We start from the raw sequence: 14,109 nt of genomic DNA, 5'->3' as shown, positions 1-14,109 counted from the left end.
CCCGCTATCAGCGGATATAATCATTGCCCACCAGCAGATCGCGGATCAAGTCAGTCGGGATTACAAAATCCACAACACCCATATACCCGGGCGCCACCTCGTACTTATCAAACGAGACTACAAGCTTGTGGTCGGTGTTGATATAAAAGTTTTGTTCCGCCGAAATGTTCTGGAACAGCTCGGTGCCCTCACCTGCGTCTATGCCCTCTACCCAGTAAATCTTATCCGGGTCGGCTTTGTTCTGGTCGATCATCTGCTGACGAATGTTCTTGCTGATGACCTCGACATACTGCTCATCCTTGAACAGGCTGGGCAGGGTAATAAGCACCTGGTTCTTTTTATCAATGGTATCATATTTCATCGTGGTCGAGGAAGAGCCGACCGTGTTGACAACATAGCGGCCAATCGAAAGAATGGCGTCGTCGTCGCATTTTACCTCATAGCCGCTGTCTACTCCAAGGTGTCCGCCGCCGTTTTTCTTCAGTTCGGCAACCTCGGCTTCAAACTGCTCATACAGCTTTTTGTTTTCTTCCATATACTTCTGGTTCAGGCTGTTTTCCAGCGGCTTGTTGCTTTCAAGGCCCTCTACGGCAGGGGTCTTGATATTTGCGTGATAAGTGCCGTCGTCCATCGTATACTCACGGAAGGTAAGTACCTTTACAAGGCTGCCGACAACCGGTACATTCCCCATTGTGGCCGCAAATACGGGGCTGATGTTTGCTCCGGCCGTGATTACAACGAAAGCTGCGGCGACAGAAGCGGCTGCTATTTTAATGCCTTTATGGCTGCGTTTGTTTTCCATAGTGGTTCCTCCATTTTCCTGCAATGCTTTCCGAACGACAAAATCCAGTTCCTTCGGGATCGGTGTATCCTGGTACTGCTGCTTCAGCTGTTCCAGATCCTGCTTATTCATGTGAGTACCTCCTTACTCTGCTTCGCTCATTTCTACGCGCAGTAGTTTCAGCGATTTGTAAAGACGCGTTTTCACGGTACTGAGATTCTCGTTCAGAATTCCCGCGATTTCTTCGAGCGTCAAATCTTCAAAATAGCGCAGAACGACAATGCTGCGGTACAGATCCGGCAGACTGTCCAGCGCCCGTTTCAGGTCGATATCTTCATAGTGATCGTCGGCCGCGCTTTCCCCGTGCAACAGGATATCCTCGTCCGGCTCGGCCTCGCGCTTTTTGCGGCGCAGAAAATCCAGCGCCGTATTGACAACGATCTTGTAAAACCAGGGGCGAACGGAATCGGATTTATGTAGCGACCGTTTTCCGGCCATGGCTTTGTAAATCGATTCCTGTACAATGTCGAGCGCGTCGTCCTTGTTATGAACATAGCTGAAAGCCAGCCGATAAATCTGATTTTGATTCAGAATAATGTAATTTTCAATGATCTCTTGTGTATTGCTGTCACCCATTCGTACGAAATGCTCCTTCCCGTATCTGATGGCGCCATCATTTATCTTACACTAAATAGACGCTGCGGCCTATGGAAAAAGTTTCAGACTTTTTCAAAAAAATTATTTTTTCATTTCGATATTTGTTAAAGCATAAAAGAACAAGACGCACATGCTCTGGTGTGCGTCTTGTTCTTTTATAGAATAGGGGGGATAAAAGTGTTTTATACGGCCTGAACTTTTTTGGCTTGCACAACAAAGCGCATGTCGCGCTGGTCGTTGACACAGGTGGAGAGGGTTACGATCTGGCTGCTTGGGCTGACGGTAACCCCGGTGTCGTACAGTGCCAGCTTGGTCATAGCCTTTAGATATTGCTCGTATTTCGACTGATTCGGAAAGGACAGCGTGTAGGTCTCACTGTCCGGCGCGGCTTCGTGTACAGAAAAGACCTCGCAGATAGCTTTGCCGCCTTCGCTATACAGCTCCAGCAGCGGATGCTGTTCCCAGTAGGCTTTCTCCCGGAAGCGGAGCAGTTCGGCGAACATGGTGCCGTCATGCATGTTGTGGCCGTATAGGATGGAGTGCTGCGCGGAAAGACCGTCTGAAAGTTGGGAGTCCAGAAAAATCGCCCCGGCGGTGTTCCGGCTTTTATAAAAGGTATGCGTCAGGTAATAGGAGTTGTCGTTGCCCTGTACCACCGGGTAGCTCAGGCCGGTATCCGGCAGACGAAGCCAGCCCGCCGCGTCGCTGTTCTGAGCGGCGAGCTTTTCATAATCAAAGACAAACGGCTTTTCCCCCGGCGTGCCTGATTCCAGAGGGGCGGCAGTTTCCCTGATCGAGGAAGCCGGGGAGGACTCCATACTCTGCTCAGCCTGCCGGTATTCCTTGCCTGCATTCTGGTATTCCATATAGGCGGAATAAAACTGCAGGCCGCAAAAGGTCAGTATAAACAGGCATATTGCAATGGTAATGCCCTTCCAGTGCAGGAGTAGCGCCCGTTTGGCCTCCGCGAGTGCGGGAGTCAGCTGCTTTATATGGGAAATCATCACAGAAGAAAATGCGCCGGTCGGCGTGGCATCCTCCGGTAAATTTTCTGTTGAGGCAGGCAGTATGGCTGCTTCTCCGGGCGAAAGCTCCGGGGTTTCTGCAACGGCTGCAGAGGCGGCGTGGGAGGGGCCCATCCAGATGGCCGAAACGGCTGCAACGATCGGAACAGCCAGAATAATGCCAAAGCTGGCGGAAAAGGCCTGCATGATCTCAATGCCGATCCCGTAGGAGTTTACGATCTGAATGTACGGCAGGTCATACACATAATTCGATATCAGCATGCTCAAAGAGCCGCCCGCAAACGCGAGAATCAAAGTGGCGGCGTTGCTCCCCATGATATCGCGCCCCACCCGCATGCCGGAGGAAAAAAGCGCTGCCCTGCCGAGCGTGGGGTTGCTCTCATGGATTTCGTTGATGGTGGAGGCGATCGAGATCGAGATGTCGATCGCGGCGCCCAAAGAGGAAATCAGCAGTCCGGAGAACAAAAGCCCGCCTACCTGAATTTTGGTGCTGTCCGCCAGGAACAGCAGATTTTCAATATCGGATACATTATAGCCGGAAACCCCTGAGAAATAGCCGAAGATCACGGCCGCCGCGCCCGCGATAATCACGCCGGACACCGTGCCGATCATGGCGCAGGCTGATTTTTTGGTCGGCCCGCCGATCAGGTACACCGTCACCACGGTGGTGACGGCCGCAACCAGCACCGCCGCCCAGAACGGGGAGAACCCCCGGAACACCAAAGGCAGGTACAACCAGAAAATACAGGCCAGCGTGAAAATCAGCCCAATGGAGGATTTGATTCCCTGTTTGCCCGCAATGATGCTCAGCAGCAGGAAAAACAGCAGAACAAATACATAGATGACCTTTTCACGGTCTGCGCTGTATACAGAGGTGACCGAAATATCTCCGGAAACGCTCTGAATCGCAATGACCTCCATACCGGGGGTACAGCCCGCGCCGAACAGATAGCCCGCGGCGCTGGTCGCGTCTACCGTTTGCCCCTGCTTTGAGCCGCTCAGCATCAGTAGTCGAACCTGCTGCTCCCCGTAGCGATGACCGTCCTCCTGTAAATTATCCTTTACGACCTCGACGACTCTGGCGTGCTCAAAGGTGCGCCCCACGGTTGTGACCAGCTCGGGCTTTTGCACCTGATTGAGCTGGTACAGAAAGAGTACGAAGACCACGGCCAGTACGGCAATAACGGCTCTGCGCACGTTTGCTCTTTGATCTGCGAAATATTTTTCTGCAATCTTCTTCAGCATGTTTTGATTCCTCTGTTTTCTCTAGGATTCCTTCCGTGAGCGCCGGCAGGACAAAGGGGCGAAAAGCTTTCGCTCTGCGCCCCGGGCCGCCAATACGATTGTGTTGTTTATTTTGCGAGCTTGCCCTTTTTCTCTTTCAGTGTCGCCACACCTGCCGCGGCCAGACCAAGAACGGCGAGCGCCGCCAGTGCACCGGTGCCGGTCAGGTCGTTTGCGTCCCCGGTTTTGGGAGTGGTGGTTTTCGAAGTGGAAGCCGTGTCTTTCGCGGTGTTGCCGGTGGCCGCTGTGGTGACTGCCGGTGTGCGGTTTACCGTTTTCTCAATGGTAAAGGTGCTGTCGATCTGGCTTACCTGATCCTGACTGATGCTGTAAGTTGAGATGCTGAAGGTTTTGTCGTCCAGAGAGAGGACCGAATAGCTGGGCTGCCAGTTCTGATTGCGGTATGCGATGAAGTTCTGCTGCTGGTGAGTCAGCTCGTAGAATTTGCTGCCGGTGGCGGAGTTGGCCGTCATGTACAAAGTGCCCTGCGGATTCACTACTTTGGTCGATTTATCTCCGGTAATGGTATAGGCCTCGTTTCCTTTGAGGAAGAGTGCGTTTGCCGCTACGGCCTTTGCATCCTTCTCATCGGGATAGTATGGGAGCACCTGCTTGGTGGATTTGTCGATCACGTTGTCCCAGTCAAAGGTGCCGTCTGCCAGCTTGTTTGCATCGTAGGTCGGGTGAGTTTTGCCGTCGCCCTGCAGCAGGTAGCTGCGGGAATAGCTGTGGTCGTGTCCCTGAAGGACCACGTCAACGTCATATTTGTCCAGAATAGGGGTCAGCTGGGTGCGCAGCACCATACCGTCCGATTCCGAGTGATCCAGTCCGCTGCCGTAAATATCCTGGTGGAACATAACGATTCTCCAGCGGGTATTGGGGTTTTCTTCCGTGGCCTTTTTCAGCAGAGCCTCATGGTCGGCACAGTTGTAGTTGTTGGTGTTCAGCACAACGAACAGCGCGTTGCCGTAAGTATAGTAATATCCGTTTCCGGCCACAGAGGGGCTGGTTTCTTGGGTAAAGGCATTCGGGTTGTTGAAGTGGAAGCTGTAGCTCTTGTTCGTGGCGTCGTGGTTGCCGATGGTCGTGGCCACAGGCAGGGATTTCAAAGCTGCGGGGTACAGGTACCCGGCGTATTCCATCTCGTTCCCGGGGTCGGTGCCGTTCACGTTTTTATTGATCTGGTCGCCTGCGGACAAAGCAAAACTGACGTCGGGATTGCTTTGCAGGGCAATGTTCAGCGATTTGTTCCAGTTAAAGGCGTCGTTTCTTGCGGCGGTGTTCAGGGCCGACTTGTTTTCCAGCTCATTGCCGGTAGAAACGGTCTGTCCTTTTGAAGCGCCGATCTGCGGGTCGCCGAAGAACAGCATTTTAAAGCTGGAAAAGCTTTTGGTAGCGTATTTAACGGGATTGCTTTCCACGCCGTTCACCTGGTAGGTGTAGTAATAAGTGGAGTTTTCCTTCAGGCCGCTGACGGTCACCTTGTTGGAAATATACCCGTCGATCGCGGGGGAGGTGGTGCCGGTAAAGGTTTTTGCGTCGCTCATGTCCTCTTTGGTTGCCAGGCGGACCACCGGTGTTGCCGTAGTACCGGTTTTGGAGTACCAGCCAAAATTCAGTTCCGTTTCGTTTTTACCGGGTGTCAGAGAAACCTGCTGATAATCCGTGCTGACGGATGATGCCCACTGCTGCTCCCAGCCGGACCACGCGGAATCCTTTGTGGCGTCGTTGAAGTGTTCTGTGGCCGCAAATGCGCCGGTCGCTGATGAAATTGCCAGTCCGGCTGCCAGAACGCTACATAAAATCGTTTTTGAACTTTTTTTCATGTTACCCTCCTTGATTCACTCTTTCCATTTTTTGGGCGAAAGAGCCCTCATTACAGGTTCAGTATAGAAAGCCCCAAATAAGATTTCAACAAACCTAGGAAATCTTCTCACAGGTTTAAATTGCCTTTAACATTTCTTCCCGGATTCTGCCGGTTCACGCTTTTTTCGCTTTCTAAATGGGAGGTGCTGGGGGGATGATCCGGGTATTTTCTTTTGTATAGATACATAATATAAATGAAAAAGGGGACAAGATTGAGGAAAAACATTCATAAAACACGCTGGGGCTTCATAAATTAGAAAGAGAAATCCTAGGTGCTGCGGCCGAAGATCACAGTGGAAGAAATCAACAGCATAACGGCTCGGAGATTCCGCTTTTAAGCGGTGTGTCCGATGGGAAGGCAGCTGCCCTGAGAGTCAGAGGGAGTGAGAGAATGTATTTGATTTTAAAGAAAAGACATGTGGCCGCGGTGCTGGCGTGCTGTTTGCTGCTGATCGGCGGGCCTCTTGCTTACCGTTTTACCGCGGGAACAGCGGTGGAAACCGGCGCGGCTGTCAGCTGGGGGCTTAGCTTTCAGGGCCCGCAGGGGAATACCCCGGTGGTGGATGCAAGCGATGCGGATTTAAAGCCCTATAATGCGTATTACATAGGCGATACCAGTCAGAAGAAAGTATACCTGACCTTTGACTGCGGGTACGAAAATGGCTATACTGCCTCTATTCTGGATACCCTTAAAAAGCAGAACGTCAAGGCTGCGTTTTTTGTGGTGGGCCATTATATTGATACCAGCGCCGATCTGGTCAAGCGCATGACGGAGGAAGGCCACATTGTGGGCAACCATACCTACCATCATCCCGACATGGCGAAGATTCAGGATAAGGCTTCGTTTGAAAAAGAGATCAAGTCTCTGGAGGAAGCTTATCAGACGGCTGTCGGACAGCCGATGAAGAAGTTCTACCGCCCGCCGCAGGGAAAATACAGCAAAGAAAACCTGCAGATGGCAAACGAGCTTGGCTATCGCACGATTTTCTGGAGCCTTGCATATGTGGATTGGCAGGTCGATAAGCAACCCAGCCATGAAGAGGCGATGAAGAAGCTGACGACGCGGATTCATCCCGGAGCGGTGATTCTGCTGCACAGCACGTCGAAAACAAACGCGGAGATTCTCGATCAGCTGATCACCGAATGGAAAAAGATGGGATATACTTTCGGTACGCTGGATGAGCTGGTCGCCTGACAGATTTTCCGTTGTCAGCGATATTTCTAAGAGTTTGCCGCCTTATCATTTCCAAATAAAAAAACCGGCTGAAAAAAGCCGGTTTTTTTGTTTGAAAACAGCAATTTAAGAAAATTTTATTCGAAAAAAGCGAAAGAAAGGCCGCGGTTTCTAATAATCTGCGGTCAGGGTACTCAAAGCAGTCGTTTCAATGATTCCTTTGAAAAGTGACTGTTTTTTACATAGAAAAAGAGAATCTGTATGATTCCCGAATTTTAACGTATTTCCGCTTTTCGTGGAATACGGAGAAAATCCTGAAATGATTTGCCCTGCGCCGAAAACCGGGGCCTGGGAAATAGCTGCCCACAGAATCTTAGTATGTTCCATCACTGGAAAAATAAAACGTTTTTTCAAAAGGAGCGGATGCAATATGAAGCCACGTTGTGCGGAAAAAGATATTTACAGCAGATCAGGAATTCTTTTATACGCAAAGGGGCAGGAGCTTACCCCAGAGGTATTATCAAAATTGGAAAATATGGATTTGTTAGAGGAAAAGTTCTTATTTACTGAAGACAAAAAGGCTTCTTATCATGGCCTTCCTTTCTTAAATACAGAGGAATCCGCCTCTGCTGGCGAAGCAAGAAAGGCAGGGCTTTCGCTCTATTGGAATGATCTGAAAAAGCGTTTCCCGGAATCTGTAAATGGGATGGAAATGGAAAAATGCTCTTTGATTCTAAACTCTGTACTGTTTGCGGACAATCGCTGCCCCTGGCGAATTTATATCGATACTCTGTGGCAGCATGGTGGGCGGCTTTATACTCACTCAATGGATGTCGCCATTCTCAGTTTGCTGATTGCATCCGCACTCGGCTGCCCGAAAGACGGCATGACTGATATTTGTCTGGGGGCGCTGCTTCATGATATCGGCAAAATATTGATCCCGCAGCGGATACTGGACAAAGCTCCTGAAGCGCTGACAGAGCAGGAGACCCTTCTTCTGCGCCAGCACTGTGAATTAGGTCATGACATGGTTCAAGGGGCAGGGCTGAGTGAAAATAGCCGTAATATGATTTTACAGCATCATGAACGGCTGGATGGTTCCGGATACCCCAACGGGCTTACAGCGGCGTCCATTTCCCAGGCTGCCCAAATCTGCCTTGTAGCAGATCAGCTGGATTTTACCACATCGTTTCATTCATCAGGCAGTTCGAATTCTTCTACTGCCAGCAGCGGCATTCGGGAGATGAGAAATGCGATTCGTTCGCTGAAGGAGCAGAAAGACCAATATCCTTATGAGCTTCTCCTGGCTGCGGAGAAAAAAATCTTTCAGGATCTGGAACCGTAATGGAAAAATCAGGAACAGATGCTCTAATCCATCGAAGGGATAAGAACGCTACCGGCCCAGTCGGCGGCGTTCTTATTTATGGCATTCATCGCAGGAAAGTGTCAAAATACAGCGGAAATGCTTGCATTTTCGTGCTGTGTGCATTACAATAGAAAAGTTGATTCACATGCCGTTTTTTCGGCTGCGTGAGCAATCAAACACCGGCCGCGTTCCCGAAACGGTTTAGGCCCGGCGGAAGATTTGTGCGGCTGTTGGCGGTGGAAACAATGAGAATGAGAAAAAAGGCATGGGCGCGCCCGGAGCTGGCCCATTGTCCATATTTTATCAGCAGCCCCGAAGAATGGAAGGGCCGCTGGGGTGAATGGTTTGCCGAAAAGCATCCGATCCATCTGGAGCTCGGCTGCGGCAAGGGAGTCTTTCTGGCTCAGCTTGCGCCCCTTCATCCAGAGATCAACTACATCGGCGTCGATCAAAGCCCGGATGTTCTGGGCGTGGCGCGCAGGAATCTGGAAAAAGCATACAGTGAGCTGGGTGCGCCGGTTCATAATGTGGCGCTGATGGCGCATCATATTGAGGACATGCCCAAGATCGTCGATCCGAGCGACAGGGTGGAGCGGCTCTACATTAATTTCTGCAATCCCTGGCCGAAAGTACGGCACCATAAGCGGCGCATGACGCATCCGAATCAATTGGAGCTGTATAAGTCCTTTCTGGCCGACGGCGCGGAAATCCATTTTAAGACGGATGACGAGGAACTGTACCTCTCTACGCTGCGGTATTTGGAAGAAAGCGGTTTTACGCTGTTGCGGTCTACGCAGAATCTTCACGCCGAGCAGTGGGAGGAAAGCCCTTCTACAGAGCATGAGCTGATGTTTTCCGCCGAGGGGATTCCCATTAAGGCGGCAATTGCCCGCTGGGGGAGCGCAAAGTGATTCTTGCAGGTTTTGCCAGGTAAACTTTCGTATTTTGAACAGTGGTACTAAAAAAATTGCAAAAGTTGAAAGAAAATGAACGCGAGCGGAGAACAAAACGCATTTTTTTAGGTTTCAGTTGCAAAAACTGCCCGGCGGGAGTATAATTTGAAGAAAGATTTTTCAAAGATTGGTTCTCTTTTAGGCAGGTCGCTTTTACAGAGCAATGCGCTAACTTTTTTGTATTTTAAAGTGTGGCAGTGTGGCTGCTTGCCGCCTTTGGCCCGGCTGATTTGTTGTAAATGGAAAAAGGAAAGTCGGACAAGAGGGGTCCGCGGATATGTATTTTCGGCTCTGCCGATGATATATTAATTTTATTTTAGGAGGAAACACGATGAAACAGCGTATCTTAGCCGCTGCAATGGCTGCGGTAATGATGGGTGCTGCACTGACCGGCTGCGGCAATAAGCCGGCGGAAAGCGGCTCTTCCAGTGCCGCCGCAAATACGGATGCAAGTGAGATTGTGATTGGCGGTCTGGCCCCGCTGACCGGTAACGCCTCTATTTATGGCATTGCGGTAAACAATGCGATTCAGCTGGCGGTTGAACAGATTAACCAGGGTGAAGGCGTTCTGGGCAAAAAGATCAAATATATTTCCTACGACACCAAAAACGATGCGACCGAAGCGGTCAACGCTTACAATAAACTGGTGCAGAACGACAAAATCGTAGCGCTGGTCGGCGACGTTACATCTACCCCCACGCTGGCGGTTGCGCCTGAGGCGGTAAAGAGCGGCATCCCGATGATCTCTGCTACCGCTACTGCCGAGGATGTTACCGCGGCAGGCCCGAACGTATTCCGTGCTTGCTTTACCGATCCCTTCCAGGGCGACCTGATGGCGAACTACGCGAGCAAGAAGCTGAATGCAAAGACCGCTGCTATCATTTATAATATGGCTGACGACTATTCTGTCGGTCTGGCGGAGACCTTTGAGAAGACCGCCAAAGACCTTGGTCTGGAGATTGTCGCGAAGGAAAGCTACACCACCAACGATGTGGACTTTAAATCGCAGCTGACCAAGATTGCCGCGAAGAGCCCCGACGTGTTCTTTGTGCCGGTGTATTATCAGGATGTTGCGCTGATCGCCACACAGGCCAGACAGCTGGGCATTAAATCCACCCTGCTGGGCGGCGACGGCTGGGACGGCGTCATTGAGCAGATCGGTAAAGACAATGCTTCCGCTGTGGAAGGCTCTCTGTTCTGCAGCCAGTATTCCGCGGAATCCACCGATCCGGCTCTGCAGAAGTTCCTTGAGGACTATAAGGCAAAATATAACACAGATGCCAACATGTTTGCTGTTCTGGGTTATGATGCTCTGCACATTCTGGTGCAGGCGATTGAAGAGGCCGGTTCCACCGATTCCAAAGCGGTTGTTGAGAAATTGACGGCCATCAAGTACAGCGGCCTGACCGGCGAGATCACTTATGATGAGAATCGCAACCCGATCAAGCAGGCGGCGATTACCCAGATTAAGGGCGGAGCCTATAAGTTCCTCGAATACTATTCGAAATAAGCAATAACTGTGATAGTCTGGTGAAAAGAGGGCGATTGCATCACCCTCTTTTTGCCGTATCGAATCAAGGAAGGTGCGGACATGGGGTTTATTTCACAGGTAATTAACGGCTTGGGGCTGGGCAGTATCTATGCCCTTGTGGCGTTAGGTTACAGCATGGTGTACGGAATTGTTCAGCTCATTAACTTTGCGCACGGCGATATTATTATGGTGGGTGCATACGCGATGTTCCTTTTGCTTACGGTCGCGGGCGCTCCTCTTTGGGCTGCGGTTCTGGGCTCTATTTTGTTCTGCGTGGTTGCGGGTGTGTTCATTGAACGCGTTGCGTACCGCCGCCTGATCAATATGAAAGCACCCCGAATTTCTCTGCTGATTACGGCAATCGGCGTCAGCATTTTTCTTCAGAATCTGTCGCAGCTGCTGTTTACCTCCAGCGGCAAAACGATCCCCAGCATGTTTGATCTCGGCACACTCGAGGCCGGTTCTCTGCAGGTGCCGTCGGGCAGCATCATCAATATCCTCACCTCGGTGGCGATGATGGTCGGCCTGAGCTTTCTCGTCAATAAAACCAAAATCGGCAAGGCGATGCGCGCTACGTCGGAAGACGCCGCCGCTGCCCGGCTGATGGGCATTAATACCAACCACTCGATCGCGTTTACATTCGGACTTGGCTCCGGCCTTGCGGCTGTGGGCGCCGTGCTGTACTGCAACACATACCCCATGATCACCCCTTATATGGGCGGTCTGCTGGGCCTCAAAGCCTTTGTCGCGGCTGTTCTGGGCGGCATCGGCAGCATTCCCGGCGCCATGCTGGGCGGCTATGTGCTGGGTGTTGCGGAAAGCCTGACAAAAGGCTATATTTCCAGCAGCTTTACCGACGCGGTTGTCTTTGGCATCCTGATTCTTGTTTTGCTGATTCGTCCTGCGGGTCTGCTCGGCAGGAATGTCAGCGAAAAGGTTTAAGGAGGCGCAAAGAAGCATGAATCGAAAAAAAGTCGCCGTTTACGGCGTGATCCTTGCCCTGATCGTGGCGATTTACGCCCTGGTCACAGGGCTTTCGAATGCCGGTGTGCTGAACTCGTATTATTCCGGTATTCTCATAATGGTTTGCATCAATATTATTCTGGCAACCAGCCTGAACCTTTCTACCGGTTTTTTGGGCCAGCTGATTTTGGGCCATGCCGGTTTTATGTCGGTCGGCGCTTATGCCGCCGCGCTGTTTACCCTGCGCGCCGGACTGCCGGATTCGATTGATTTCCCGATTGCGCTTCTCGTCGGCGGATTGACAGCGGCCTTGTTCGGCCTGCTCATCGGCATTCCCGCTCTGCGCCTGAAGGGCGATTACCTGGCGATCATTACGCTGGGCTTCGGCGAGATCATCCGCGTGATCATCATTAACCTCGATTTTACCGGCGGCGCCAGAGGCCTGCGCGGGATTCCCAGAGAGACGAATTTTTCCTGGGTGTACCTGCTGGCGGTGCTGACCGTTGCGATTATTTTTGCATTTATCCATACCCGGCACGGCCGTGCGGTCATTTCCATCCGTGAGGACGAAATCGCCGCCGAGGCTTCCGGTGTCAACACAACCTATTACAAGCTGCTGGCATTCATTATGTCGGCGTTTTTCGCCGGAATCGCCGGCGGCCTGTACGCGCACCATATCGGTATCCTGAACCCCAGCAAGTTCGATTTCAACTATTCGGTCGAAATTCTCGTCATGGTGGTTCTGGGCGGCATGGGCTCGATTACCGGTTCGGTCATTGCGGCCACGGTTCTTACCATCCTGCCCGAGGCCCTGCGTGATTTTTCAAGTTACCGCATGCTGGCCTATTCGGTTGTGCTGATCTGCGTGATGCTGTTCCGTCCCTCCGGTCTGCTGGGTCAGTATGAATTCTCTTTGACCCGCCTGTTCGGCAAACTGAGCGGCTCGAAAGGCAATAAAACAACGAAAAATCCCGCATCAGGCGGAGAAAAGGGGGCGTAACGGATGCCGCTGCTCGAAGCGAAGCATTTGGGAATTGCGTTTGGCGGCCTGCGCGCCTTGGAAGATGTCAATTTCCAGTTGGAAGAAAATCAGATCATGGGTCTGATCGGCCCGAACGGCGCCGGTAAGACGACCGTATTTAACCTGCTGACGCAGGTATATCAGCCCACGGAAGGCACCATTGAGCTCGAAGGGAAAAGCATCATCGGCAAAAAGACCTACGATGTGACCCGCGGCGGAATTGCCCGTACCTTCCAGAACATTCGCCTGTTTAAGGATATTTCGGTTCTGGACAACGTGCGAATAGCGATGAACTACCAGATGAAATATTCCGCTTTGGCGGGGATTCTGCGCCTTCCCTCCTACTGGAAGGAAGAGCGTGCCATGACCGAACGAGCGATGGATCTGCTGTCGGTCTTTAACCTGCAGGAACATGCAGAGTCCAAAGCGAAAAATCTGCCCTACGGCCAGCAGAGGAAGCTCGAGATTGCCCGCGCTCTGGCGGCGTCTCCGAAGGTTCTGCTGCTCGACGAGCCGGCTGCCGGCATGAACCCCACGGAAACACGCGAGCTGATGGAATCCATTCAGCTGATCCGCGACCGTTTTTCGATCTCCATCCTTTTGATTGAGCATGACATGAGCTTTGTCATGGGAATCTGCCAGCACCTGGTGGTGCTGGATTACGGCAGAATCATCGCGGAGGGCTCTGCGGAAGAAATCCGCACGAATCCCAAGGTGATTGCGGCGTATCTGGGAGGGGAATAAAATGGGAGCAATGCTTTCTGTGCAGGATCTGGTTGTAAACTATGGCTCGATCCGGGCAATTAAAGGAATTTCTTTTGAGGTCAATCAGGGCGAGATCGTTACCCTCATCGGCGCGAACGGTGCGGGGAAGACGACGACCCTGCACGCGATTTCGGGTCTGGTCAAGACCAAAAGCGGCAGTGTGAGCTTTTGCGACCACGATCTGCTCAGTACGGAGCCGCACAAGATTCTGGGGCTTGGCATGGCTCATGTGCCGGAGGGCCGCCGGGTCTTTTCCCGCATGACGGTGATGGAAAACCTTCAGATGGGCGCATACATCCGCAATGACGCCTCCGGAATTTCGGAGGATTACGATATGGTGTTCGAGCGTCTGCCGCGTTTAAAAGAGCGCCGCAAGCAGGCTGCCGGTACGCTTTCGGGCGGCGAGCAGCAGATGCTGGCCATCGGCCGCGCGCTGATGGGCCGGCCGAAGATGCTGCTGCTGGACGAACCCTCCATGGGTCTTTCGCCGCTTCTGGTCGGTGAAATCTTCAAGATCATTTCCGACGTAAACGAATCCGGCGTGACTGTTCTGCTGGTAGAGCAGAACGCGAAAAAGGCGCTGGAAATCGCTGACCGCGCATACGTGCTCGAAACCGGGAAGATCGTCATGTCCGGCGATACCCTTGAACTGGCTGACAACGAAGAGGTACGCAAGGCTTATCTGGGCGGTTAAACCACTGCGTTTTATCTTTTATGGATTTT

The 14,109-nt window shown here is 51.9% G+C and carries 12 protein-coding genes; 8 read left to right on the top strand and 4 right to left on the bottom strand.

Annotated features, from left to right (window positions below; genetic code table 11):
- Window positions 1-7: 7 nt before the first annotated feature.
- From TY09_RS13175 to TY09_RS13160, 4 genes are all read right to left on the bottom strand, one after another.
- On the bottom strand, window positions 8-913 hold the full coding sequence (locus TY09_RS13175; protein WP_042435231.1) for a DUF3298 and DUF4163 domain-containing protein: 906 nt from the start codon (window positions 911-913) through the stop codon (window positions 8-10).
- A gap of 12 nt (window positions 914-925) precedes the next feature.
- Window positions 926-1,417, bottom strand: a complete 492-nt coding sequence (locus TY09_RS13170; protein WP_009060569.1) for an RNA polymerase sigma factor — start codon at window positions 1,415-1,417, stop codon at window positions 926-928.
- 203 nt (window positions 1,418-1,620) lie between these two features.
- Window positions 1,621-3,708: a class B sortase gene (srtB, locus tag TY09_RS13165; protein WP_042435228.1), complete on the bottom strand. Its 2,088-nt coding sequence runs from the start codon at window positions 3,706-3,708 to the stop codon at window positions 1,621-1,623.
- A gap of 107 nt (window positions 3,709-3,815) precedes the next feature.
- A complete protein-coding gene (locus tag TY09_RS13160) occupies window positions 3,816-5,573 on the bottom strand; it encodes a purple acid phosphatase family protein (RefSeq protein ID WP_042435225.1) in 1,758 nt (585 codons plus the stop codon).
- Window positions 5,574-6,004: 431 nt separating this feature from the next.
- On the opposite strand from TY09_RS13160, the gene pdaA reads away from it, so the two are divergent.
- The 8 genes from pdaA to TY09_RS13115 all read left to right on the top strand — a co-directional run bounded on the left by pdaA (window position 6,005) and on the right by TY09_RS13115 (window position 14,080).
- On the top strand, window positions 6,005-6,808 hold the full coding sequence (gene pdaA / locus TY09_RS13155; protein ID WP_009060674.1) for a delta-lactam-biosynthetic de-N-acetylase: 804 nt from the start codon (window positions 6,005-6,007) through the stop codon (window positions 6,806-6,808).
- A 298-nt stretch (window positions 6,809-7,106) separates the two neighbouring features.
- Window positions 7,107-8,132, top strand: a complete 1,026-nt coding sequence (locus TY09_RS13145; RefSeq protein ID WP_081759667.1) for an HD-GYP domain-containing protein — start codon at window positions 7,107-7,109, stop codon at window positions 8,130-8,132.
- A 266-nt stretch (window positions 8,133-8,398) separates the two neighbouring features.
- Window positions 8,399-9,064 (top strand): tRNA (guanosine(46)-N7)-methyltransferase TrmB, encoded by a 666-nt coding sequence (gene trmB / locus TY09_RS13140; protein WP_042435249.1) that lies wholly within the window; start codon window positions 8,399-8,401, stop codon window positions 9,062-9,064.
- Between the two features lie 373 nt (window positions 9,065-9,437).
- Window positions 9,438-10,616 (top strand): ABC transporter substrate-binding protein, encoded by a 1,179-nt coding sequence (locus TY09_RS13135; protein ID WP_009060646.1) that lies wholly within the window; start codon window positions 9,438-9,440, stop codon window positions 10,614-10,616.
- A gap of 81 nt (window positions 10,617-10,697) precedes the next feature.
- Window positions 10,698-11,579: a branched-chain amino acid ABC transporter permease gene (locus TY09_RS13130; RefSeq protein ID WP_042435216.1), complete on the top strand. Its 882-nt coding sequence runs from the start codon at window positions 10,698-10,700 to the stop codon at window positions 11,577-11,579.
- A gap of 16 nt (window positions 11,580-11,595) precedes the next feature.
- Window positions 11,596-12,600 carry a branched-chain amino acid ABC transporter permease gene (locus TY09_RS13125; RefSeq protein ID WP_042435213.1) on the top strand — a complete coding sequence of 335 codons (1,005 nt, stop codon included), beginning with the start codon at window positions 11,596-11,598 and terminating at the stop codon, window positions 12,598-12,600.
- Window positions 12,601-12,603: 3 nt separating this feature from the next.
- On the top strand, window positions 12,604-13,365 hold the full coding sequence (locus TY09_RS13120) for an ABC transporter ATP-binding protein (RefSeq protein ID WP_009060577.1): 762 nt from the start codon (window positions 12,604-12,606) through the stop codon (window positions 13,363-13,365).
- A 1-nt stretch (window position 13,366) separates the two neighbouring features.
- The gene (locus TY09_RS13115) at window positions 13,367-14,080 is read left to right on the top strand and encodes an ABC transporter ATP-binding protein (protein ID WP_009060672.1); all 714 of its coding nucleotides are present in this window, start codon (window positions 13,367-13,369) and stop codon (window positions 14,078-14,080) included.
- The last annotated feature ends 29 nt before the right edge of the window (window positions 14,081-14,109 follow it).

Source organism: Faecalispora jeddahensis, from assembly GCF_000577335.1.
Lineage (GTDB): Bacteria > Bacillota > Clostridia > Oscillospirales > Acutalibacteraceae > Faecalispora > Faecalispora jeddahensis.
Note: the sequence above shows the minus strand (reverse complement) of the source record. Positions and strands in the feature narration are given on the sequence as shown.

Excerpts from the sequence above, each read along its gene's own strand:
- TY09_RS13175 (WP_042435231.1), bottom strand. The coding sequence starts at position 913 with ATGAATAAGCAGGATCTGGAACAGCTGAAGCAGCAGTACCAGGATACA.
- TY09_RS13170 (WP_009060569.1), bottom strand. The coding sequence starts at position 1,417 with ATGGGTGACAGCAATACACAAGAGATCATTGAAAATTACATTATTCTG.
- srtB (WP_042435228.1), bottom strand. The coding sequence starts at position 3,708 with ATGCTGAAGAAGATTGCAGAAAAATATTTCGCAGATCAAAGAGCAAAC.
- TY09_RS13160 (WP_042435225.1), bottom strand. The coding sequence starts at position 5,573 with ATGAAAAAAAGTTCAAAAACGATTTTATGTAGCGTTCTGGCAGCCGGA.
- pdaA (WP_009060674.1), top strand. The coding sequence starts at position 6,005 with ATGTATTTGATTTTAAAGAAAAGACATGTGGCCGCGGTGCTGGCGTGC.
- TY09_RS13145 (WP_081759667.1), top strand. The coding sequence starts at position 7,107 with ATGATTTGCCCTGCGCCGAAAACCGGGGCCTGGGAAATAGCTGCCCAC.
- trmB (WP_042435249.1), top strand. The coding sequence starts at position 8,399 with ATGAGAATGAGAAAAAAGGCATGGGCGCGCCCGGAGCTGGCCCATTGT.
- TY09_RS13135 (WP_009060646.1), top strand. The coding sequence starts at position 9,438 with ATGAAACAGCGTATCTTAGCCGCTGCAATGGCTGCGGTAATGATGGGT.
- TY09_RS13130 (WP_042435216.1), top strand. The coding sequence starts at position 10,698 with ATGGGGTTTATTTCACAGGTAATTAACGGCTTGGGGCTGGGCAGTATC.
- TY09_RS13125 (WP_042435213.1), top strand. The coding sequence starts at position 11,596 with ATGAATCGAAAAAAAGTCGCCGTTTACGGCGTGATCCTTGCCCTGATC.
- TY09_RS13120 (WP_009060577.1), top strand. The coding sequence starts at position 12,604 with ATGCCGCTGCTCGAAGCGAAGCATTTGGGAATTGCGTTTGGCGGCCTG.
- TY09_RS13115 (WP_009060672.1), top strand. The coding sequence starts at position 13,367 with ATGGGAGCAATGCTTTCTGTGCAGGATCTGGTTGTAAACTATGGCTCG.